The sequence below is a fragment of the Mesorhizobium sp. WSM4846 genome, assembly GCF_055811415.1.
Genome location: NZ_JBVVPZ010000005.1, coordinates 59,358 through 79,327, shown reverse-complemented (window position 1 = coordinate 79,327; position 19,970 = coordinate 59,358). Strand labels below are relative to the sequence as shown.

Sequence of the window (19,970 nt, the reverse complement as noted above, 5' to 3'; positions counted from 1 at the left end):
TACAGCGCAAGAAGCGAATTGACTTACTTGGCTTAGTGGCTCATTAGGATGCTACGACGCGAATCGCAGAGGCTCTTTCCTGCAAAAATTTCGCGCGATGCCCGACCTATCAAAAATAGGGCGCAGGTAGAAACAACTCACGTTGGGGCCAGGAAGCCATGGATATTGTCGAAACACCTTCCAGAAATAGTGATGCGCTGATCGAATTGACGGCCGATGTCGTGGCCGCCTATGTCAGCAACAATCCGGTGCCGGTCGGCGAGCTGCCGAGCCTCATCGCCGATGTCCATGCCGCCCTCGGGCGCGTGGGCGGGGCCAGTGAACAGCCCCCTGCCGACAAGCAGAAGCCGGCAGTAAACCCGAAACGCTCCGTCCATGACGACTACATCGTCTGTCTTGAAGACGGCAAGAAGTTCAAGTCGCTGAAGCGTCACTTGATGACCCACTACGGTCTGACGCCCGACGAGTATCGTGAAAAATGGGGCCTCGACGCAAGCTACCCGATGGTTGCTCCCAACTATGCTGCCGCCCGCTCACAGCTCGCCAAGAAGATGGGTCTCGGCCGCAAGCGCAAGGGGCGCTGATACCGGCTCTCTTCCCAACCTGGGTTAGATGATCAACGGCGCCTCCGGGCGCCGTTTTGATCTTGGGGCGATGCTGGAGCAATCGATATGCGTTGCGACATGTGCGGCTCCGATCATGTCGGGCCATCGCGCGCTGTTCGTCTGATCAGGCGGTCTGCTTCAAGGCCGCCTCTGCGTCGCGCTTGATGCGCTTGACCATGGAACGAAGACCATTGGCACGTTGCGGCGACAGGTGCTCGTCGAGGCCAAGTGCCTTCAGCGTGGCTTCCGCGTCGGTTTTCTGGATCTCGCTGGCGGGTCGTCTGGAAAACAGCGCCAGCATGATAGCGACGAGGCCGCGCACGATATGCGCGTCCGAATCGCCGGCAAAGGTGACGACTGGGTCGGGCCCCGGACCATACTCGGTGGTCAGCCAGACCTGGCTGACGCAGCCGGGCACCTTGTTGGCAGGGTTGCGTTCCTCGTCGGGAAACGGCGGAAGGGCCTCGCCCAGTTCGATCACATAGCGATAGCGGTCTTCCCACTCGTCAAGCAGGGAGAAGTCGTCGCGGATCGTTTGGATCGTCGTGGTCATAGCCCCGGATATAATCATCCGGCGGCGCCGCGTCACGGAAAAAGAGGAAAAGCGCGTCGCGTGAGGCCGGCCAAAGCGCTTTAGGGCGGACGGGGTGCGGTGCTGTGACAGATGCGCTGAAAAATATCTCAGTTTTTCGCCGGCAAATCGACTTTCGCCGGCAACACGATGTCTTCGGGCACGCTGCCGGTCGTTGTCGCCGTGTCGGGTTCGGCGGTCTTGTCGTCCAACATGGCGGCCGCGATCTTGGCTGTCTCCCTGGCCCGGGCGGTGATCGTGTGCATTGCGGACTTGCCAGTCTCGCAGACGTCGGGCTTGCGCTCGCATATGCCGGCAATGTCGCCGACCGCCTCGCGTGCCGCAAACAACGCCTGGATCGGCCCGACGCTTTGGTGGCCTGTCTCGTCAGAGCCGACATTCAGCGGCAATGCCAGAAGCACCAGCGAAAACCAGAAAGCCATTCTGATCAGAAAGCCCATCTGTATGCCCTCATTCGTGACCGGATCATGCGTTCATGCGGCATGACCTCTTTATGGATACGATAGTGACATGGACGCGCAAAGGACGGCTTGCCCGGTCAGCGAAAATTTTCCTCAAATTTTAGGCAAATTCGAAACGAAGCATTTGCAATGGATTTGCCTCAAGTCCAGCCGATTTTCTTCACTTAAGGTTAACCATCTATCCAACTGTTTGCCTTGTGTATTTCCCAGAAGCATGGCTTACCGGGGGCGACTGTCAAAGGCGGGAGGGCGGTTCGCCCGGATAACGCTCCATTTACTATGGCCGCAATTGCCAAGGTTTGCCCCGTGCCGGACTCCCAATATCTGCCTCAGGCCGGGCATTGATCGGTCCTGCCTTATCCATTCCTTAAACGCTGGATGCGAGTTTCAGATCAACAAAAGCATCTGCGAAGCAGGGCTGTTCACGACCAGGTGCGAGTGCGTTGAGTTGAGTTCGATAAGGGCCAGATACGTTGAGTTGCCCGGCGCGATGGCAGCCGGTTGCGAACGTATGGTTCATCCGTCGATCCTCGGACAGAACGACCGCCGGTGCCAGAGGCGGTTTATCGGTGTCATGCTGGCCGCTCCGTTCTTTGCCGCAGGCGCAGCAGTCACGCTGGTCACCTCGGGCATGGGCGTGGCCGTGACCATGGCTGCGATCTTTGCGACGTTCGGCCTCTGCTGGTTTGCTGCCTTGCTGGTGGCCGCATCGGGCAAGATGGCGTTCGCCGGCCAGGTCGCCCTGGTGATGGGCAGTCTTGCTCTTGCCGGTGTCATCGCCGCGGCGGGCGGGATGGCCTCGCCGGTCGCCATGCTTGTCGTCGCGCTGCCGTTCGAAGCCCGGTGGATCGGCGCGTCTCGTCGCGCTGCACTCTGGGGTGCCGTCTCCACATGTGTCGCTGTCCTGCTGCAGGCTTTTGCCGGTTCGGTCTTTCCGTTCGGCCCGGCGGAAATCGCCGCTTGGCATTGGCTGCTGCCGCTGGCCTGGGGGCTCACTCTCGTTCCCCGCGTCGCAGCGCTTGGCAGCCCGGCCGGCGCGCAGCTTGATCCGGCGACCGACGACCGGCTCGAGAACATCATCGACGCCGTTGTCCTGCGGGCCGGCAGGCATGGCGAGGTTCTGGATGCGTCGGCAAAGGCGCGCACGATCCTGAAGCTGCAGCCGGAGCTACTGTTCGGTACCGGCCTGTTCGACCGCATCCATCTGTCCGATCGCGTCGCATACCTTAGCGCGCTGGCCGACATGCGCGATGGCGCGCCAGCGCGCCGGTTGGATCTTCGCGTCCGGCTGCCGCAAAACGGCAATGGCCCGACGGCGGACAATTACCGGCCGTTTTCGCTTGAATTGGCGCGCGGGGAAGAGCAGCAGGACGTCCTCACGTTCGTCCTGCGCGAAAACGACGAACTCGCCGGCTTGCGCGAAGAGCTTGCCGCTGCGAAAGAGGCGGCCGCGTCTGCCGAAGTGGCAAAGGGACGGTTTCTGGCGGTCGTCAGCCACGAGCTGCGCACGCCGTTGAACGCCATCATCGGTTTTTCCGACATGCTGCTGCATGAGATGTTTGGCACCTTCAAGGATCCGCGGCAGAAGGAATATGTCGGCCTGGTCAAGGAGTCCGGCCAGCATCTGCTTGCCGTCGTCACCTCGATACTCGACGTATCGAGGATCGAAGCCGGCGCCTACGCAACCGAGCCGGAACCATTCCGTTTCGTCGAAGCGGTCGAAATGTGCCAGTCGATGATGCGCTTGCAGGCCGACGCAAAGAACATCGATCTTCAGGCCCAGATCGCACCGGATGCAGGCGAGATAAACGCCGATCGTCGTGCCGTGCAGCAGATACTCATCAACCTCGTCTCCAACGCCATCAAGTTCACGCCCGATGGCGGCGATGTCGTCGTCGGCGCCAAGCGGATCGGCTCGCGACTGCATTTCTGGGTCAGGGACACCGGCATCGGCATCGCCGAGGAAGACTTTGCCAATCTCGGCAAGCCGTTCATGCAGATCCAGAACGACTATACGCGCCGCTTCGAGGGGACTGGGCTCGGCCTGTCGCTGGTGAAGGGTCTGGTGGCGCTGCACGAGGGCACGATGTCGATCGAAAGCATGCCGGGGGAGGGCACCACGGTCACGATCAGCTTGCCGGTGAACGGACCGAACGGACGTTCGAACGACAAGCCCGGCGTACTGCCGATGCCTGCAGCCAAGGCGGAGACGAAAGGGGACAGGCATGGCTCGCTCCGCAAAAGAGCCTAGGGCGGTCAAGCGCCGCGGCAATGCCTTCCAACGCAGCGCGGTCGCCCTCGGCAGCCAGATTTCACGCAATCCGGTTCTGGTTGGCGGTTCGACCGCCTTCCTGGTGACGCTGTTCTACGTCTCGGCGAACGCTTTGTGGTATCAGCCTTTTCCTCATGCCGGCGCTTTTTTTGCGACCAGGAGCATGGAGGGCTTTCCTCGAGCCGGCGCCGACGAGCCTGAAACCACCATCAACATCGTGCGGCCGGAGCCGGCCCCGATCAAGAGCGATCCGGTCGTCGAGCAGGTCCAGGGCATATTGAAGGATCTCGATTTCTATTCCGGCACCGTTGACGGTATTTCCGGCCCCAACACGCGCAAGGCCATCCAAGCCTATCAGCAGAAGGTCGGGCTCAACGCTTCCGGCGAGATCGACACCATTCTGCTCGATCAACTGGGCGCCATGCCAACCGCCTCGACAGTCGTGCCGCATCCGGCACCCCGTCCGGACGACATGGCCGCGATTCCCGTCTCGGCTTCGCCGGCAGATGCGCCGAGGCAGGCACCCGACGCCCGCATCATCAAGATCCAGGCCGGGTTGAAGGCATTCGGCAATGACGACATGCAGCTCGATGGCGTGGTCGGGGCCCGCACCAAGGCAGCGATCAGGGAGTTCCAGTCGCTGTTCGGGCTGCCTGAGACCGGCGAGCCCGACGAGGTCGTCTACGTCAAGATGCGCGAGATCGGCCTGACCAACTGATGATTGGAGGCGGGCGGTTTTTGGTTTCACCCAAACGCAAAGCGCTCTAAGTACCGTCCGATGTCGTCCAGAATGCTGCCATGCGCGTAACCACCGATCTGTGGGTGTCGGCCCTGCTGCGCCGGGTTTTCGGCGCCGGCGGCTTTGCCGCCGTGGTCAAGCGCGGCGCAACCGAGGCCGGCGCCGTCTTCGTGCTGGCGCGTGGCCGCATGGGCGAGATTGCCTTGTTTGGCCCGGCGCCGCAGACGAGCTACGATTCAGCCAAACCCGACGACCGTTTCTTCAGTCTGCTCGGCGCCGGCGACGATGCCGCCGTCTTCGACGGGCGACTGGAAAGGGAGAAGAAATTCGATCCCGACATCTGGGTGGTCGAGATCGAGGCCGGCTCTGTTCCCGTCGAGGAGCTTCTTTCCGTCAAGTCGCAATAGCGATATGCAGACAAAGGCTTAGAGCGTTCGCTTGAATCTCTTTTCAGGGTCGAACGCGACGCGCTTTAGGGCTGGCGGCAGTATTGTCGCTGTCCGCCTTGCGGACGTCGGCGTTTGCCGCGATCGGTCCGGCATTGCGAATGGCCTTCGACAGTGTCTCGGCTTTCCAGCCGCGTAGCCTGTCCAGCGCTGCGTCGCGATGCAGCAGCCGATAGCGGTCGAGAAAGATGCGGATGGCCTGCGGATGCGAAAACTCTGTGGGATAGACGGCGGCGGTGATCAGGAACGCCCTCTCTTCGCCGAGATCGAGCGCGCGCAGGGCGGCCAGCAGCGACGTGTAGCTCTGGTGCGCGGTGAGCGACCGCGCCGTTGAAAAATCGATCTCGAGCGCGTCGGCCAGTGCTGTCTGGAAGAATGCGGCATTGCCGGTCAGCGCCGTCTCGCGCAGTTTGACATAGGTGTTCGCGCCGGCGAACGGATTGATGGCCGCGCCGCCGCTCTCGGCATCACGCATCATCGACCGCAGCCGGCGCCGTGCAGTCTCGGCGGCGGCGCCGGGCGCCTGCTGGCTGTCGGCGACGACTTCGGCGCTCTCGGGCACCATCTTGGCGTTCGCCTCAGGCTGCCGCACGCTCACCAGCGTCGGCTTTTCAAGCGCCCTGATCAGGTGGGCGATGGTCGGGTTCAGATCCTTGCGGCGCGCAATGGCGCGCGCATGCGGCAGGCCATGGCGTCCGATCAGCGCGATGAGGTCGATATCGCTGAGCGCGCGCGAGCGGATGAGCAGCGGCGCGGCAACGTCGACCGGCTCCTCGCAAAGCCGCCGGACCAGCGCAGCGGGCGCATATTCGCATTCGGAAAGGGCGGCGGCGACGTAGCGGCGCGATTCGATCGGCACATCGGCGAAAAGCGGCAGCGTCAGATCCTCAAGTTGCGCGATCTCCCGGCGCGAAGGGCGGGTCAGCGAACAGAACGCCGACACCGTGGCGCGGAACAGCCTTTCGGCCTTTCCCGGTTCAGCCCGTATAGCGATTTGCCTGAAATCCGCAGATGACACGAAGGATACGCCTGACACTCGACACAATCTGGACCATGCTCGACCGGGACTGTGTCGGTTTCGCATTTGCCACGGGTCAGGACTTCCTGACCTCAGAACAAAGATCAAATTAGCGGCGATCCGTTAGCGTTCCGTTAACCTACTGGCTCCTTAATCAGGTTGGAGGCGTTGCGTTGTGCTCCGGGGCAACCGAGAGGAATGCACGAACCATGGGCATGGTACTGTCTTTCGTGCCGCGACCGGCGGCAACCAATCGAGCAGACCGAAACACCGGAGCGCCGGCGGCGGTGATCATTTTCCCCGGCGTCCGCTACGAGCAACCGCCACTGACGGGCGAGACGCGGCCAGGCGCCGGTCCGGACAAGCCGGGTTCGTCAAGGACGATGCCGGGGACGTCGGGGACGTTGCCTGTTCCGCATCATTAAAGCGCGTCGCGGCTGAATGGATTCGCCGCGCCCTGTTGGGCGCGCAAAGGACGCTCTATCTCCTTGAATGAGCGCCGCGGCGGCTCGCAAGGCATGGGCCGGAACCGGCGGCATGTTTCGGTTGACGTCAGTAGTCCTGCAGCTCGCAGGAACTCTGCTCGAGAAACCGCGACACGGTCGGCTTCCAGCTGTCGTCGGGCACGAAGGAGCGGATGACGAACATGCCTTCGTCGATCGGCGCTTCGACGAAGATTGCCCCTTGCAATTCCTCCGGGAGATCCTTGCGGATCTCGATCATCTGCGCCGGCGTCAGTACGATACTGTCCAGCACCCTTCCGGTCGCGCTGTAGTCGTTGAAGGAGTAGATGTTATGGCCGCTGCGGTCATAGACCGATACGGACCAGAACGGGACGTATCCCGGTGCCTTCACCCGAACCATCCCATCGGACAAATCGAAGCGGCAAGCCGCAGCATAAAACAGCGGATCGACCGATTTCACCACAGGCGTACCGCCGGCCTCAGCGTCCAGCCTGGTCATCCGATAAAGGTTGGAGGCCATGGCCAGCCGCGACCAGGCATTGCGTTCGGAAAATTCCGGGGCGAGCAGCAGCACGATGATGTGTACGATGCCGGCGCCAAGCAGGCCGAGCAGGATCGCGTGCAGCAGCCTACGCATTGCAGCCGACCTTCACGATCTGCGGCAGCGTGACATCCGAAAGGCCCGTGCTGCTGGCGATCGGCGTGTCGTAGAATGTCAGCACGAGATACATCCGGCCGAAGCCGTCGGAAAGCAGCCAGTTGCCGGGCGCGGGGCGGTTGCTGACGGAAATAAGCACGGAATTGTCGGGCTGGCGCAGCACCTGGTAGGACTGAAGTGCCGCAAGCCTTGGCTTGCCGGTCTCGACCACGCCGAGCGACCGATCGGCGGCATAGAGGGTCCAGAACCGGGCTGTGGGAAATCCGCCTTCGATTTCATAGCCGCATTGGCGTTTCAATAGTTCGCCATCGGAATCGCGTTCGGCGATAAACGACAGGCCTTCTGCCTGCCCGAGTGCAAGGACACCCTCGCGCGCCACGCGGGCTTTCGAATAAGGATCCGCCGTCTGCGTGCCGATATCGGGAAACGCCGTCCATTGGCCGATCCTGATCGCGCCAATGCCATCCTGCGTCTTGAGAGCGTACCAGACGCTGCCGCCGCCGCCGCCGATGGCTATGGCAAGCGCGAGGAGCGTCAGGAATGCGTTCTTGAACATGAAGAGCCGCGGGCAAGAGGAGTGCCGCTCGGGGATATCGCGGGGCAGGGGGCCATGGCAAGCGGACCTCTGTGGAATTGCGGCGCGAGGGATGGCCTGGCCCGTCGTGCCGGCATCAAAGCGCCGACAGGGTCTCCGGTGTCGCAGGCGCCTGGAGGACGGGCGCCGACTGGAACAGCCTTGTGATGTCCCTGAGCGCCCGCGTCGTCTGGCTGGACAGCACCGGCGGCCGCTCGGCAGCGGTGTCGGCCGCTGCCTGCTCGGCATTCTTCTGCTCCGCTTCCTCGGCCTTGGCGGCGATCTCTTCGTCGACGAAGGGATGATCGAGGCCGGGGATCGGCTTGAGGTCGATATTCTGGTGCGCATAGACCATCAGCCGCTGCCAAACCATCGCCGGCAGCGAGCCGCCGGTCATGTTGTTGGTCGGGGTGAAGTCGTCATTGCCGAGCCACACGGCAGCCGTATAGTTGCCGGTAAAGCCGACATACCATGCGTCGCGGTAAGACTGTGTTGTGCCGGTCTTGCCGGCCGAAACGATATTGGGAAGCGCAGCGCGCCGCGCCGTGCCCATCACCGGCACCGCCGCCAGCATGGTGTTCATGGATTTCAGCGCCTGCTCCGAGAGCACACGGCGCGGCGGCGGCGCATCCTTGGCGAAATCGTAAACCACCTCGCCGGTACGGGTGACGAGCTGGGTGACGCCATGCCGGGAGCCGACAAAGCCGTTCTGGGCGAACACGCTAAAGCCTGTCGCCTGGTCCATCACGGTCATCCCCGATGTGCCGAGCACCATCGTCTTGTGCGATTCGAGCGGCGATTCGACGCCCATGGCTTCCGCCATCGCCTTGATCGGCTTGATGCCGAGATGATTCTTGGCAAGCCGCACCGGCACGGTGTTGACCGATTTGGCCATCGCCGTGATCAGCGTGACCTTGCCGGCCCGTCCGTCATTGTAATTGTGCGGCGACCAGGCACCCCAGGAGATCGGCGCGCCGGAAACGACGGAGTCCGGCGTGAAGCCGTGCTCCATCGCCGTTGCGTATACGTAGGGTTTAAACGATGAGCCGCTCTGGCGCAGCGCCTTGGTGGCGCGGTTGAACTGGCTGGCGCCGTAGTCGCGGCCGCCGACGATCGCCCTGACTGCGCCATTGGTTTCGATGACGACCATGGCGCCTTCGGTGACGTTGTATTCCTTGCCGAACTGGCGGAGATGGAACTCCATCGATTCTTCCGCCGCCTTCTGGATGTTGGCGTCGAAAGTGGTGTGGGCGACCAGCGAATGCTGGCCGGACTTCGCGGCGATCTTCTTGACCTCTTCGAATGCCCAGTCGAGATAGTAATCCGGGCTCTTCTGCTCGCCGCGGTCGACGATTTCAGCCGGATGCAGCCGCGCCTGCAGCACCTGACCCTCGCTCATGAAGCCGCCTTCGACGAGATTCGACAGCACCACATTGGCCCGCGCCCTGGCAGCAGGCAGGTTGATGTGCGGCGCGTATTTGGTCGGTGCCTTGAACAGGCCGGCCAGCATCGCCGCTTCGGCGAGGTTCACATCCTTGACGCTTTTGCCGAAATAGAAATCGGCGGCCGCTTCGATGCCGAAAGTGCCGCCGCCCATATAGACGCGGTCGAGATAGAGCTGCAGGATATCCTTCTTTGACAGATTGGCCTCGAGCCACAGCGCCAGGAAGGCTTCCTTGACCTTCCGCTCCAACGTCCGTTCATTGGTCAGGAACAGGTTCTTGGCCAACTGCTGGGTGATGCTCGAGCCGCCCTGCACCACGGAATTCGCCCGCACGTTCGCGAAGATCGCGCGCGAAAGGCCGAGCGCGTCGATGCCGTAGTGATCGAAGAAACGCCGATCCTCGGTGGCCAGCACCGCCTTGATGACCTGGTCGGGCATCTCGTCGACCGGCACCGAATCGCGCTGGATGATGCCGCGCTGGCCGATCTCATTGCCGTAGCGGTCGAGGAAGGTGATGGCGAAATCGCCCTGGGCGCGCCAGTCGCCGGCGGTTTCCTGGAAGGCCGGCAAGGCGAGCGCCAGCATGACGACGATGCCGCCGGCGCCGAGCGTGAAGCCCTCACTCAACAGTTCGATGATGCCGCGGCGCCAGCCGGAGACGCGGAAGCGCCGGAAAAAAATGGTGGCCGCTTCCCAGAACCGGCGCGCCTTGAAGCCGGTCTCGTAAAGCGAGGAATCGAACCACGCATCCGCCGCCAGCAGTCTTGCGGCAATCGGACCCCTTCTCCTGCGTGTTTTCAAAGGACTGGCCATTCCAAGATCCGGCTGCGGCTACGCCTCCCACTGAGAAGCGGCACTCCTACCAGACTATTTGTCCATTTTGGCCTCGCTCACAAGGGTGAGGGGAGCTTTCGCGGTACAGTTTGTTGATACCAGGGTCGGGCCTGCCACCTCCGCCACCTCGCGCCCGCTTACTGCGCCGCGATAAAGCGCATGAAATGCGCCACGTCGGCATCGCTTGGCTCCTGGCCGGTGAAACTGCGCAGATAGGCGGCGAGATGACTGACCCTCGCCTCGACCGGTTCCTTGAGGTCGAGCACATAATAGCCGATCTGCATGTAGTAGAGCACACGGGCGCGGATGAAGGCATCCTCTTCGCCGTAGCCATGCCGGCGATACATGTCGCGGATCGCACCCAGTCGGTCATTGTCGGCCTGGTCGATGGCCCGGCGCACGTCCTCGGAGCGACGCGCCCATTCCCGGATGGCGAAGTCGAGCCTGGGATCGAACAGGCGCTCGTCCGCCCAGCATTCGAACACGTTCATGACCCCCATGATGATGCTTTCGGCCGGCCGCTGCGCGCGTTCGACGATGGACTTGGTGTTGGTGTCCCGCCAATGGGCAAGCAACTGGTCGAGCAGGTCCTGACGGCTCTCGAAATACCAGTAGAAGCTTGAGCGCGATACGCCGAGCTTCTGGCCGAGCGGCAGCACGCGCACGCTTGCGATGCCGTCTGAAATCAGTGTCTGGAGCGCAAGATTGATCCAGTCGCGGCGCGTCACCTTGGTGTTGCCGGACGCCGGCTCGTCCTGCGGAGAAATCATGATCATGGCCGCACAAAGGCATGAGGGCGAACTGCATACAACCGTACTAGACACATATGTACAGGGCAAGTATCCTGTCTGCCTCAACGAACTGGGCCGAGCGGCCGACGCGCGTCATCGCGGCTCCTGCCTACGATCCGCAACGCAGGGCAATACGGCAATGAGGAGTATCCGCCATGGTCGATGACGCCGCACGCAACCTCAGGCGCGAACGCAGGCGCGGACGAACCGGCGAGGCCGGCAGCGAGACCAGCCGCCGGCCGGACTATCGTTCGCTGAAGAACCCGTTTCTGCCGCAGCCGATCTTTTCGGCCGACCAGGTCGCTGCGATCCATGACACGGCGCTGCGCGTGCTCGAGCAACTCGGCGTCAAGGTGCTGCTGCCGGAGGCGCGCGCTATTCTTGCCCGTGCCGGCGCTTTGGTCGACGAGGACAGCCAGATGGTGCGCATCGGCCGCGACATCGTCGCGGCGGCGCTGGGCTCGGCGCCGAAATCGATCCGCGTCCATGCCGGTGACCGTGCCCGCGACCTGACGCTCGATCTCGGCTCGATGACGTTCCTGGCAGGATCCGGGGCGCCGAACGTCACCGATCTGGAGCACGGCCGGCGGCCGGGAACGCTTGCCGCTTTCGAGGATCTCATCCGGCTGGTGCAGCATTTCGACGTGCTGCATATGCTGGGACCTTGCATCGAGCCGCAGGACATTGACAACCGCTTCCGCCATTATGCCGTCAGCCGCGCGCAGTTGACGCTCTCCGACAAGCTGCCGTTCGTCTTCGCGCGCGGCACGCCGCAGGTCGAGGACGGCTTCGAGATGCTGCGGCTTGCCAAGGCGGGGCAGGTGCTGATCATCACGCCCTTCTGCCTGGCCGGCGCTATGGCGCCGATCACAGTGGCCGGCGCGCTGACGCTGCAGCACGCCGAAGCGCTGGCCGGGCTGACGCTGGCCCAGATCGTGCGGCCAGGCGCGCCGGTCGTCTATGGCTCCTTCTCGTCCAATGTCGACATGAAGTCCGGGGCGCCGGCCTTCGGCACGCCGGAGCACGTCAAGGCGACGCTCGGCGCCGGTCAGCTTGCGCGCTTCACCGGCCTTCCCTGGCGGTCCGGAGGCGGCAGTGCCGCCAACATTTCGGACGCGCAGGCAGCCCACGAAACACAGTTCGCGCTGTGGGGTTCGGTGCTCGCCGGCGCGACGGTCTGCATCCATGCTGCGGGCTGGCTCGAAGGCGGGTTGAGCGTCTCGTTCGAGAAGCTGATCACCGATATCGAGGCGCTGCAGACCATTGCGGAACTCTGCGCGGCGACGCCCGGTGACGAGGGCGCGATCGGCTTCGAGGCCATCGCCGAAGTGCAGCCGGGCGGGCATTTCTTCTCGGCCGGGCACACAATGGCTCGCTACCGCACCGCATTCTACGAGCCGCTGGTCGCCGATTGGTCGAATTTCGGCAACTGGACTGAGGCCGGGTCAAGAACCGCCACCGAGCGCGCCACCGGCATCTGGAAACGGCTGCTGGCCGATTTTCGGCCGCCGGCTTGCGCCGCTGCCACATCAGGTGTTCTCGACGAATTCATTGCGCGGCGCACGGAAGAGGGTGGCGCAGCACCGGTCTCGTGATGTAGTTCAGCAAGCGCGCGTTACATGGGGCGCTTGTCGCCTGCCTTCTGCGGGTCGCGGCGGATCGTGCCGGCATCGGCTTTCCTGTGCTTGTCGGCGGCGAGTCTGCGAATGCGATCGAAGCGGCTTTCCTCGGCCACTTTGGTCTTTACTACAGCATTTGGCTTCGGGACGAATGCAATCATGGATCGATCTCCTTGCCGACGGCTGCGCGCCGGGGGATGCCCGGCGGCTGTCTTTCAGGCTCTCGTCAAGAGCACGTTCTCTCCGAGAGGTCGAAGATGTTAGGTGGCGAGAGCGACCGCGCAGCTTTGCGCACCCAGCCTGTCGGGCGAGGTTTTTCCGGGCATGGTCGCCCAGCCGCCCGTCTCGATGAACTGCCGCTTCTTGTAGCTGTCGGTTATGGCCTTGAACTCGACAAGTTTGGCGGCCGCGTCGGGCGCCGTATTGAAGCGATCGACGCAGACCGCCGAGGCCAGCTCGCCGCGCGCCGTATCGCCGGCGGTGGCCGCCAGCGCGCGCGAGGTGCCGCCGGTCACCCAGCCGCCCCAGTTGAAACCGATGATCAGCGTGGCGACGACGGTTGCAGCGCATGCCCACAAAAGCGTGGATTTGGCCGGCTGGTAATCTTCCCATCGACGCGCGAGAGATGGCTTGCTGCTTTGTGTGGCCACGGACAGTTCCTTCCTGGTTGATGTTGGGATCGGTCGCCCGGCCTTGCTGGGGCCAGGCCTTGCAGGCCCATTTACGGGAGGGGTGGTCAGTAGCCGCCCATGCCGGCCGAAGGCGCAGTGTCTTTTGCCGGAATGTCGGTGATCATGGCTTCCGCGGTGATCAGCAGCGCCGCGATCGACCCCGCATCCTGCAACGCGGTCCGCACCACCTTTGCGGGATCGACGATGCCGGCCTTGATCATGTCGACATAGGTCTCGTTCTGGGCGTCGAAGCCCTGATTGTGATCCTTGCTGTCCGTGAGCCTGCCGACAACGATCGAACCTTCGACGCCGGAGTTCTCGGCGATCTGGCGGATTGGCGCTTCGAGCGCTCTCGACACGATCGAAATGCCCGCCGTCACATCGGCATTGGCTCCGGTCAGCCCATTCAGCACGGCCTTGGCGCGCAGCAGCGCGACACCGCCGCCGGGAACGATGCCTTCTTCCACTGCCGCGCGCGTGGCGTTCAGCGCATCGTCGATGCGGTCCTTCTTTTCCTTGACCTCGGACTCGGTCGCGCCGCCGACGCGAATGACCGCGACGCCGCCGGCGAGCTTAGCCAGCCGCTCCTGCAGCTTCTCCTTGTCGTAGTCGGAAGTGGTTTCCTCGATCTGCCCCTTGATCTGCTGGACACGCGCCTGGATCGTGGCCTTCTCGCCGGCGCCGTCGATGATCGTCGTCGTGTCCTTTTCGATCAGCACGCGCTTGGCGCGGCCTAGCATGTCGATGGTGATGTTTTCGAGCTTGATGCCGAGGTCCTCCGAAATCACCTGGCCGGCGGTGAGCACCGCGATGTCTTCCAGCATCGACTTGCGGCGGTCACCGAAGCCCGGCGCCTTGACGGCCGCAACCTTGAGGCCGCCTCGCAATTTGTTGACGACCAGCGTCGCAAGCGCTTCCCCTTCGACGTCCTCGGAGATGATCAGCAGCGGCTTGCCGCTTTGCACCACGGCTTCGAGGATCGGCAGCATCGCCTGCAGATTGCCGAGCTTCTTTTCATGGATGAGGACGTAAGGGTCCTCCAGCTCGGCGCGCATCTTCTCGGCATTGGTGACGAAATAGGGCGAGAGATAGCCGCGGTCGAACTGCATGCCCTCGACGACGTCGAGTTCGGTGTCGGCGGTCTTGGCTTCCTCGACGGTGATGACGCCGTCATTGCCGACCTTGTCCATCGCCTTGGCGATCATGGCGCCGACGGTGGTGTCGCCATTGGCGGCAATGGTGCCGACCTGCGCGATTTCACCGGAAGATTTGACCTTCTTGGCGCGTGCCTGGATTTCCTTGACGACAGCGGTAACGGCAAGGTCGATGCCGCGCTTGAGGTCCATCGGGTTCATGCCGGCGGCAACGAATTTGGCGCCCTCGCGCAAGATGGAAGCGGCAAGCACCGTGGCGGTGGTGGTGCCGTCGCCGGCAAGGTCGTTGGTCTTCGACGCCACTTCGCGCACCATCTGCGCGCCCATGTTCTCGAACTTGTCGGAAAGCTCGATTTCCTTGGCTACCGCCACCCCGTCCTTGGTGATGCGCGGTGCGCCATAGGCCTTGTCAATGACGACGTTGCGGCCCTTGGGGCCGAGCGTCACCTTGACGGCGTTGTTGAGGATTTCGACACCACGCAGCATGCGGTCACGCGCATCGGTGGAGAATTTGATTTCCTTGGCAGACATCTTTTTTCCAGTTCGGTTGGTTGCGGCAGGGCGCTGTCAGCACCGCCTGAATCAAAAATTTGGAGCGTCCTTTGCGCGTCCAAGACGCGCGGCGCTCCAATCAGGCGGCCTTCTTGGCAGCCCCGGTCTTCTCGATGATGCCCATCTCGCTCTTGTCGATGATGCCCATGATGTCGGCCTCCTTCATGATCAGAAGGTCCTCTCCGTCAATCTTGACCTCGGTGCCGGACCATTTGCCGAACAGGATGAGGTCGCCGGCCTTGACATCGAGCGCGATCAGCGCGCCGCTTTCGTCACGCGCGCCCGGCCCGACGGCGATCACTTCGCCTTCCTGCGGCTTTTCCTTGGCATTGTCCGGGATGATGATGCCGCCCTTGGATTTGGTGTCGCTTTCGGCGCGCCGAATGACGACGCGATCGTGGAGTGGCCGGAATTTCATGGAAACTTCTTTCTGGGGCCGGCTTAGGCGGCCGCTCCCTTCTATAGGCGCGTTAGCACTCGAAAGATAGGAGTGCCAAAAAATATTCGTTGGCCGCCGTAAAACATTGAATAGTATTATTTTGCCTTTTCGCTTCAGAAATTTGCTCGATCAAAAATAGGTCAGAATTTGATTTTTCCACATCGAGTGACTATTTTAAGGGAGAAAATCATTTTCATCATTGCAGCCAATAGGAGGTTTTAATCGATGGCGGAAGTTAGCCAGAACATCATGGAAAAAGCCGAAGCGCGCTTCATGGAGAAGCAGAAGAAAACCGCGGAACGCAACCAAGCAACGGCCGAATATGTTTCAGAGGCCAAGGCCAGGACCATTAAGACGGCAAGATTGCGGGCGTTGCGGCTGGCCAAGGAAGAGGCCGACCGCGCCGCGGAGGCCCTCAATCCCGTCGCCCCCAAGAAAAAGCGGGCGTCGCGGGCGATCAAGAAAGCAGACGTTGCATCAACGGAGGTCAAGTCATGAGCCTGACATTTCCCAATCGAAGCCGCAGCTACGACGAGGCGGGCAAACGCATCCGCTTCGTCGGCCATGACGGCATGTTCCAGATTTCCTTCTCCGTCGCCACGGATGCCATCTCGAAGGCAGAGTCAGGGACACCAACTGCAGAAGCCACCTATCTCGCCGCCTTCGATACGGCTTCCAGCTCCATCCACGACGTCGCCAGGAATGCCTATGACCGAACCCGCAAGAGCATATATGTGCTGACCGCGGCCGATTTTCGTTAAATCCCGAACGTCATCGCGTTCAGGGCCAACGCGCCAGATCCGATCCAGGCGCACGAATGTGCCGAGTGAACCTAGCGGCAGGATCAGGGCTTGCTCTCCGCCTTTGCCCGTCGCTTGACGTCTCGGCTGTTCAGCCGATCCGACCATCGCGTCTGCATCGCGCGTGTTCATGCCAACCAAGACCTGGTGCTTAAGCTCGACGGCTGCGTTTCCGCCCCCGATCGATGAATGCGATTGGTCAGGCCTGCGTGATGTAGAACACTGCCGCCAGGACAAGGACCGTCCAAACGACGACGAACAGCTTCAAGGCTAGGCCTCCGTATGAAGACAGAAAGGGACACAATGTTCTTAATGCTTTTCGACATGGTCGGCGCCGCCGCAACGACGACTGGCGTCTTGATCCCAAGCTTTCCGAAAACAGGCAGCAGCGATGGCTCGCGCACGAAAACAACCTCGAAGGTCTGGAGAAACAAACACTCCATAGCACCGTTTTTCAAACGCCTTGCATGTCAAATGAAAGGTGTGGGTAGCCACCTGAGATCCCCCTGATCTGGCGCAGCAACCTCAACGCGGCTACGCTGCAAGCACGAATCGTTGACGGCACAAAGGCCTGTTCAACCGCGACGGGCGAGGGAGAATACAATGACCGCGCCGGCTGCCGCGTTGCAGAAGGCCTTGTTCCAGGCGCTGGACGCTGACGGTTCCCTGTCAGCGGCGCTGGGCGGCGCAAAACTATTCGACCATGTCCCGGAAAACATCCCGTTTCCCTATGTGACGTTCGGCCGGACCAGCGTCTATGATTGGGTAACAGGCAGGAAGAAAGACGCCGAGCAGCTTTTCACTCTGCATTTCTGGTCGAAATCCGAGGCCAGGAAAGAAATGCTCGACGTGATGGACATGGTCAGCGCCCGCCTCCAGGATGCGGCGCTCGCCCTCGATGAGCATCACCGCGTCAATCTCAGGCTCGAATTCACCGAGGTCCGTTACGACGAGGATCTTTCAGCCTGTCACGGGCTGCTGCGCTTTCGTGCCGTGACGGAAGAAAACGCCTGACGCGCTTTCAATAAGGCTGCAACACAGTCTAGACTGGCGCCTGGATTTGCCGGGTTGGGGCGGCCAAATCACCGGGGTTGGTTGTGTCGCATTTCAGGGGGTGAGACAGGCATGTGTTGCAGGCAATGTTCATATCACGTTCAGCACCGATGCGTTAGGACGCTGATCATGAAAACGCTTCGCTCCCACTTCCCAACCGCGACACTTGCTCTCTGCGCTGCCGGTCTGTTTGCGTCGCAGGCGACGGCGCTGCCGGTCGTCGTGCCCGAGCAGAACCGGCCGATCGTCCTGGCCGCCTCCGACTGCTACGCGATCGGTCAGCAGGTCGCCGAGCAGAATGGCGGCACGCTGGCCAAGGCGTCGCAGTCGACGCGCGGTGGCCAGCCGGTCTGCGTCATCGTCGTGCTGGTTCCGGGCAAGGATGGGCAGCGTCCGCGCCGCACGGAGATCGTCGTTCCGCTGAACTGATGCCTGCCGTATCCCAGGCGCTGGAATCGGCCTATATCTGACGTCCAGCTCCTCAACAGGCCGATTTTTCAACAGGCGGATTCTTCAACTGGGTGTGATTCCCGCATGCGCGTACTCGTCGTCGAAGATGACAAGGATCTGAACCGGCAGATATCAGACGCGCTGGTCGATGCCGGCTATGTTGTCGACCGGGCTTTCGACGGTGAGGAAGGGCATTTCCTCGGCGACACCGAGCCCTATGACGCCGTGGTGCTCGACATCGGCTTGCCGCAGATGGACGGCATCAGCGTGGTCGAACGCTGGCGGCGCGGCGGCCGCAAGATGCCGGTCCTGATTTTGACGGCGCGCGATCGCTGGAGCGACAAGGTATCCGGCATCGACGCCGGCGCCGACGATTATGTCACCAAGCCGTTCCACATCGAAGAGGTGCTGGCCAGGGTCCGAGCGCTCATCCGGCGCGCGGCCGGCCATGCGTCGTCCGAGCTGACCTGCGGGCCGCTGCGGCTCGACACCAAAGCCTCCAAGGCCGATGTCGACGGCGTGCCGTTGAAGCTGACGTCGCATGAATTTCGCCTGCTTGCTTATCTGATGCACCATATGGGCGAGGTCGTGTCCCGAACCGAGTTGGTCGAGCACCTTTACGATCAGGATTTCGACCGCGATTCCAACACAATCGAGGTCTTTGTCGGGCGGCTTCGCAAGAAGATGGGCATCGACATGATAGAAACCGTTCGCGGCATGGGCTATCGAATGCGTGAGCCGGAGGCGTAAGGCGGAACCGCTCAAACAGACTGCAAGGACGCCGCTTTCACTGCGGTTCGGGCCGCGGTCGCTGGCGTTCCGGGTGATCGCCTTTTCCACGGTCTGGGCGATACTCACCCTGATTGTCATCTTCACGCTGATCACAACCCTTTATCGCCAGGCGAGCGAGCGCGGTTTCGACAGCCTGCTGTCGGCGCATCTGTTCAATCTGATCGGCTCGGTCGGCGTGTCCGAAGGCGGTTCGCTGACCGGCGCTCCCGACCTGGGCGACCTTCGGTTCTCGGAGCCGAATTCCGGCTGGTACTGGTCGGTGGAGCCTGCGTCGGAAGGCGTGAGTGGTGAGTTGCACTCCTCCTCGATGACCAAGGCGATCCTGTCGCCAAGCGTCGCCGAGGTTCCTTTCAATGCCAGCTTCCAGCGCAGCTATACGGCAGAAGGCATCGATGGCGAGGAACTGGAAGTGTTCGAGAGCGAGTTCGTTCTCGACGCGAAAAATCGCGCAGCGCGCTTCCGCGTCATGGGCAACCGGACCGAGCTCGAGCAGGAGATAAGCGCCTTTCAGCGTCGCCTGCTGACCTATCTTTCGCTGTTCGGCGTCGGCATGATCGCCATCAACGCCATCGCCATCCTGCTGGGCCTGCAGCCATTGCGCCGGGTCAGGGACGCTCTCGCCATGGTGCGCGAAGGAACCGCGCAAAAGCTCGACGGTCGCTTCCCCGCCGAGATCGAGCCGCTCGCCGACGAGACCAACGCGTTGATCGAAAACAACAAGCGTATCGTCGAGCGCTCGCGGACGCAGGTCGGCAACCTCGCCCATTCGCTGAAGACGCCGCTGGCGGTGCTGATCAACGAGGGACGGGCGCTCGGCGGCGCCAAGGGCCAGCTCATAGCCGAACAGGCCGCCTCGATGCAGAAGCAGATTGACCATTATCTGCAGCGCGCCCGCGTCGCGGCGCAACGCGACAGCGTCGTCTACCGAACGCCGGTGGCGCCGCTGGTCCAGCGCATGGTGCGCGTCCTGCAAAAACTCAATCCGCAGACCGATCTCTCACTGTCGCTGCCGGCAGTCGATATCGTCTTTGCCGGCGAACGCGAGGATCTGGAAGAATTGCTTGGCAATTTGCTCGACAACGCCATGAAATGGGCAAGGAGCGCGGTCGCGGTATCGGTGGCGCCAATCCCCGGCAAGAAGACTGGCGCCGGCAAGGAGGGTGCTGTCAATCTGTTCGAGATCAGCATCGAGGATGATGGCCCGGGCATTCCAGAAGACAAGGCGCGCGAGGCGCTGAAGCGCGGACGGCGTCTCGACGAGACAAGGCCGGGCACCGGGCTTGGACTTGCCATTGTCGCCGACCTCGTCAACGAATACGGAGGCGTTCTGGCTCTGGAACGGTCCAGCATGGGCGGGTTGAAGGCGGTGGTTCGATTGCGGAGCCTTCACTAGGCCTATGCTTTTTGCTGGGCCAGTCGACATTGATCGACGGTGCGTGATATTGCGGCATGTCGACTGGTCCCGGAGCCGTCGGCCGTGGCCAAATTTCCGACAAACATCGACACTATGGCCACGCCGACTTCCCCGATGGCGCGGCCCCC

22 protein-coding genes are annotated in these 19,970 nt (G+C 62.4%); 11 read left to right on the top strand and 11 right to left on the bottom strand.

The features are described from left to right. Nucleotides 1-158: 158 nt before the first annotated feature. Nucleotides 159-584, top strand: coding sequence for a Ros/MucR family transcriptional regulator (locus AC0L15_RS06845; protein WP_287244296.1), 426 nt, complete (start codon nt 159-161; stop codon nt 582-584). Between the two features lie 145 nt (nt 585-729). Here the strand turns inward: AC0L15_RS06845 and AC0L15_RS06840 are convergent, their stop codons facing one another. Then, the gene (locus tag AC0L15_RS06840) at nt 730-1,158 is read right to left on the bottom strand and encodes a SufE family protein (protein ID WP_023800835.1); all 429 of its coding nucleotides are present in this window, start codon (nt 1,156-1,158) and stop codon (nt 730-732) included. Between the two features lie 128 nt (nt 1,159-1,286). Further along, entirely contained in the window at nt 1,287-1,637 is a 351-nt protein-coding gene (locus tag AC0L15_RS06835; RefSeq protein ID WP_023800834.1) for a DUF5330 domain-containing protein, read from the bottom strand. Between the two features lie 532 nt (nt 1,638-2,169). Here AC0L15_RS06835 and AC0L15_RS06830 point away from each other — a divergent pair. The 3 genes from AC0L15_RS06830 to AC0L15_RS06820 all read left to right on the top strand — a co-directional run bounded on the left by AC0L15_RS06830 (nt 2,170) and on the right by AC0L15_RS06820 (nt 5,076). Beyond that, a complete protein-coding gene (locus tag AC0L15_RS06830; protein ID WP_287244295.1) occupies nt 2,170-3,909 on the top strand; it encodes an ATP-binding protein in 1,740 nt (579 codons plus the stop codon). Beyond that, nucleotides 3,884-4,648 carry a peptidoglycan-binding domain-containing protein gene (locus tag AC0L15_RS06825; protein ID WP_287244294.1) on the top strand — a complete coding sequence of 255 codons (765 nt, stop codon included), beginning with the start codon at nt 3,884-3,886 and terminating at the stop codon, nt 4,646-4,648. Before AC0L15_RS06830 ends, AC0L15_RS06825 begins: the two co-directional genes overlap by 26 nt. Before the next feature lie 80 nt (nt 4,649-4,728). Further along, the gene (locus tag AC0L15_RS06820; protein ID WP_287064283.1) at nt 4,729-5,076 is read left to right on the top strand and encodes a DUF1491 family protein; all 348 of its coding nucleotides are present in this window, start codon (nt 4,729-4,731) and stop codon (nt 5,074-5,076) included. A gap of 43 nt (nt 5,077-5,119) precedes the next feature. Here AC0L15_RS06820 and AC0L15_RS06815 read toward each other — a convergent pair whose 3' ends face one another. The 5 genes from AC0L15_RS06815 to AC0L15_RS06795 form a co-directional block, all read right to left on the bottom strand. Further along, the gene (locus AC0L15_RS06815) at nt 5,120-6,133 is read right to left on the bottom strand and encodes a hypothetical protein (RefSeq protein WP_287064282.1); all 1,014 of its coding nucleotides are present in this window, start codon (nt 6,131-6,133) and stop codon (nt 5,120-5,122) included. Between the two features lie 552 nt (nt 6,134-6,685). Next, on the bottom strand, nt 6,686-7,234 hold the full coding sequence (locus AC0L15_RS06810; RefSeq protein ID WP_287244292.1) for a DUF1254 domain-containing protein: 549 nt from the start codon (nt 7,232-7,234) through the stop codon (nt 6,686-6,688). Further along, the gene (locus AC0L15_RS06805; protein WP_287244290.1) at nt 7,227-7,811 is read right to left on the bottom strand and encodes a DUF1214 domain-containing protein; all 585 of its coding nucleotides are present in this window, start codon (nt 7,809-7,811) and stop codon (nt 7,227-7,229) included. Before AC0L15_RS06805 ends, AC0L15_RS06810 begins: the two co-directional genes overlap by 8 nt. A 115-nt stretch (nt 7,812-7,926) precedes the next feature. Then, complete coding sequence (locus AC0L15_RS06800; RefSeq protein ID WP_287244288.1) at nt 7,927-10,086, bottom strand: transglycosylase domain-containing protein; 2,160 nt, start codon at nt 10,084-10,086, stop codon at nt 7,927-7,929. A 158-nt stretch (nt 10,087-10,244) separates the two neighbouring features. Continuing rightward, the gene (locus AC0L15_RS06795; protein WP_287244287.1) at nt 10,245-10,883 is read right to left on the bottom strand and encodes a TetR/AcrR family transcriptional regulator; all 639 of its coding nucleotides are present in this window, start codon (nt 10,881-10,883) and stop codon (nt 10,245-10,247) included. A gap of 170 nt (nt 10,884-11,053) precedes the next feature. Here AC0L15_RS06795 and AC0L15_RS06790 point away from each other — a divergent pair, with 170 nt between their 5' ends. Further along, nucleotides 11,054-12,493: a trimethylamine methyltransferase family protein gene (locus tag AC0L15_RS06790; RefSeq protein ID WP_473496041.1), complete on the top strand. Its 1,440-nt coding sequence runs from the start codon at nt 11,054-11,056 to the stop codon at nt 12,491-12,493. 20 nt (nt 12,494-12,513) lie between these two features. Here the strand turns inward: AC0L15_RS06790 and AC0L15_RS06785 are convergent, their stop codons facing one another. The 4 genes from AC0L15_RS06785 to AC0L15_RS06770 form a co-directional block, all read right to left on the bottom strand. Continuing rightward, on the bottom strand, nt 12,514-12,678 hold the full coding sequence (locus tag AC0L15_RS06785) for a hypothetical protein (RefSeq protein ID WP_167366301.1): 165 nt from the start codon (nt 12,676-12,678) through the stop codon (nt 12,514-12,516). Between the two features lie 99 nt (nt 12,679-12,777). Further along, nucleotides 12,778-13,167: a hypothetical protein gene (locus AC0L15_RS06780; RefSeq protein WP_091590375.1), complete on the bottom strand. Its 390-nt coding sequence runs from the start codon at nt 13,165-13,167 to the stop codon at nt 12,778-12,780. Between the two features lie 86 nt (nt 13,168-13,253). Further along, a complete protein-coding gene (gene groL, locus AC0L15_RS06775; RefSeq protein WP_236371803.1) occupies nt 13,254-14,873 on the bottom strand; it encodes a chaperonin GroEL in 1,620 nt (539 codons plus the stop codon). Nucleotides 14,874-14,973: 100 nt separating this feature from the next. Further along, on the bottom strand, nt 14,974-15,312 hold the full coding sequence (locus AC0L15_RS06770) for a co-chaperone GroES (protein ID WP_236371801.1): 339 nt from the start codon (nt 15,310-15,312) through the stop codon (nt 14,974-14,976). Nucleotides 15,313-15,558: 246 nt separating this feature from the next. On the opposite strand from AC0L15_RS06770, the gene AC0L15_RS06765 reads away from it, so the two are divergent. From AC0L15_RS06765 to AC0L15_RS06740, 6 genes are all read left to right on the top strand, one after another. Beyond that, nucleotides 15,559-15,831 (top strand): hypothetical protein, encoded by a 273-nt coding sequence (locus AC0L15_RS06765; protein WP_027152776.1) that lies wholly within the window; start codon nt 15,559-15,561, stop codon nt 15,829-15,831. Beyond that, nucleotides 15,828-16,094: a DUF1488 family protein gene (locus AC0L15_RS06760; RefSeq protein WP_027152775.1), complete on the top strand. Its 267-nt coding sequence runs from the start codon at nt 15,828-15,830 to the stop codon at nt 16,092-16,094. The genes AC0L15_RS06765 and AC0L15_RS06760 overlap by 4 nt, the downstream gene beginning before the upstream one ends. A 642-nt stretch (nt 16,095-16,736) precedes the next feature. Then, nucleotides 16,737-17,147, top strand: a complete 411-nt coding sequence (locus AC0L15_RS06755) for a DUF3168 domain-containing protein (RefSeq protein WP_128247459.1) — start codon at nt 16,737-16,739, stop codon at nt 17,145-17,147. 168 nt (nt 17,148-17,315) lie between these two features. Next, on the top strand, nt 17,316-17,615 hold the full coding sequence (locus AC0L15_RS06750) for a hypothetical protein (protein WP_023800821.1): 300 nt from the start codon (nt 17,316-17,318) through the stop codon (nt 17,613-17,615). Nucleotides 17,616-17,720: 105 nt separating this feature from the next. Beyond that, nucleotides 17,721-18,386, top strand: coding sequence for a response regulator transcription factor (locus AC0L15_RS06745; protein WP_023800820.1), 666 nt, complete (start codon nt 17,721-17,723; stop codon nt 18,384-18,386). Then, nucleotides 18,370-19,821, top strand: coding sequence for an ATP-binding protein (locus AC0L15_RS06740; protein WP_128184598.1), 1,452 nt, complete (start codon nt 18,370-18,372; stop codon nt 19,819-19,821). Before AC0L15_RS06745 ends, AC0L15_RS06740 begins: the two co-directional genes overlap by 17 nt. Nucleotides 19,822-19,970: the final 149 nt, after the last annotated feature.

Coding starts and splice junctions, on each gene's coding strand:
- AC0L15_RS06840 (WP_023800835.1), bottom strand. CDS start 1,158: ATGACCACGACGATCCAAACGATCCGCGACGACTTCTCCCTGCTTGAC.
- AC0L15_RS06805 (WP_287244290.1), bottom strand. CDS start 7,811: ATGTTCAAGAACGCATTCCTGACGCTCCTCGCGCTTGCCATAGCCATC.
- AC0L15_RS06800 (WP_287244288.1), bottom strand. CDS start 10,086: ATGGCCAGTCCTTTGAAAACACGCAGGAGAAGGGGTCCGATTGCCGCA.
- AC0L15_RS06755 (WP_128247459.1), top strand. CDS start 16,737: ATGACCGCGCCGGCTGCCGCGTTGCAGAAGGCCTTGTTCCAGGCGCTG.
- AC0L15_RS06745 (WP_023800820.1), top strand. CDS start 17,721: ATGCGCGTACTCGTCGTCGAAGATGACAAGGATCTGAACCGGCAGATA.
- AC0L15_RS06810 (WP_287244292.1), bottom strand. CDS start 7,234: ATGCGTAGGCTGCTGCACGCGATCCTGCTCGGCCTGCTTGGCGCCGGC.
- AC0L15_RS06770 (WP_236371801.1), bottom strand. CDS start 15,312: ATGAAATTCCGGCCACTCCACGATCGCGTCGTCATTCGGCGCGCCGAA.
- AC0L15_RS06795 (WP_287244287.1), bottom strand. CDS start 10,883: ATGATCATGATTTCTCCGCAGGACGAGCCGGCGTCCGGCAACACCAAG.
- AC0L15_RS06760 (WP_027152775.1), top strand. CDS start 15,828: ATGAGCCTGACATTTCCCAATCGAAGCCGCAGCTACGACGAGGCGGGC.
- AC0L15_RS06790 (WP_473496041.1), top strand. CDS start 11,054: ATGGTCGATGACGCCGCACGCAACCTCAGGCGCGAACGCAGGCGCGGA.
- AC0L15_RS06765 (WP_027152776.1), top strand. CDS start 15,559: ATGGCGGAAGTTAGCCAGAACATCATGGAAAAAGCCGAAGCGCGCTTC.
- groL (WP_236371803.1), bottom strand. CDS start 14,873: ATGTCTGCCAAGGAAATCAAATTCTCCACCGATGCGCGTGACCGCATG.
- AC0L15_RS06825 (WP_287244294.1), top strand. CDS start 3,884: ATGGCTCGCTCCGCAAAAGAGCCTAGGGCGGTCAAGCGCCGCGGCAAT.
- AC0L15_RS06830 (WP_287244295.1), top strand. CDS start 2,170: ATGGTTCATCCGTCGATCCTCGGACAGAACGACCGCCGGTGCCAGAGG.
- AC0L15_RS06820 (WP_287064283.1), top strand. CDS start 4,729: ATGCGCGTAACCACCGATCTGTGGGTGTCGGCCCTGCTGCGCCGGGTT.
- AC0L15_RS06835 (WP_023800834.1), bottom strand. CDS start 1,637: ATGGGCTTTCTGATCAGAATGGCTTTCTGGTTTTCGCTGGTGCTTCTG.
- AC0L15_RS06785 (WP_167366301.1), bottom strand. CDS start 12,678: ATGATTGCATTCGTCCCGAAGCCAAATGCTGTAGTAAAGACCAAAGTG.
- AC0L15_RS06845 (WP_287244296.1), top strand. CDS start 159: ATGGATATTGTCGAAACACCTTCCAGAAATAGTGATGCGCTGATCGAA.
- AC0L15_RS06750 (WP_023800821.1), top strand. CDS start 17,316: ATGAAAACGCTTCGCTCCCACTTCCCAACCGCGACACTTGCTCTCTGC.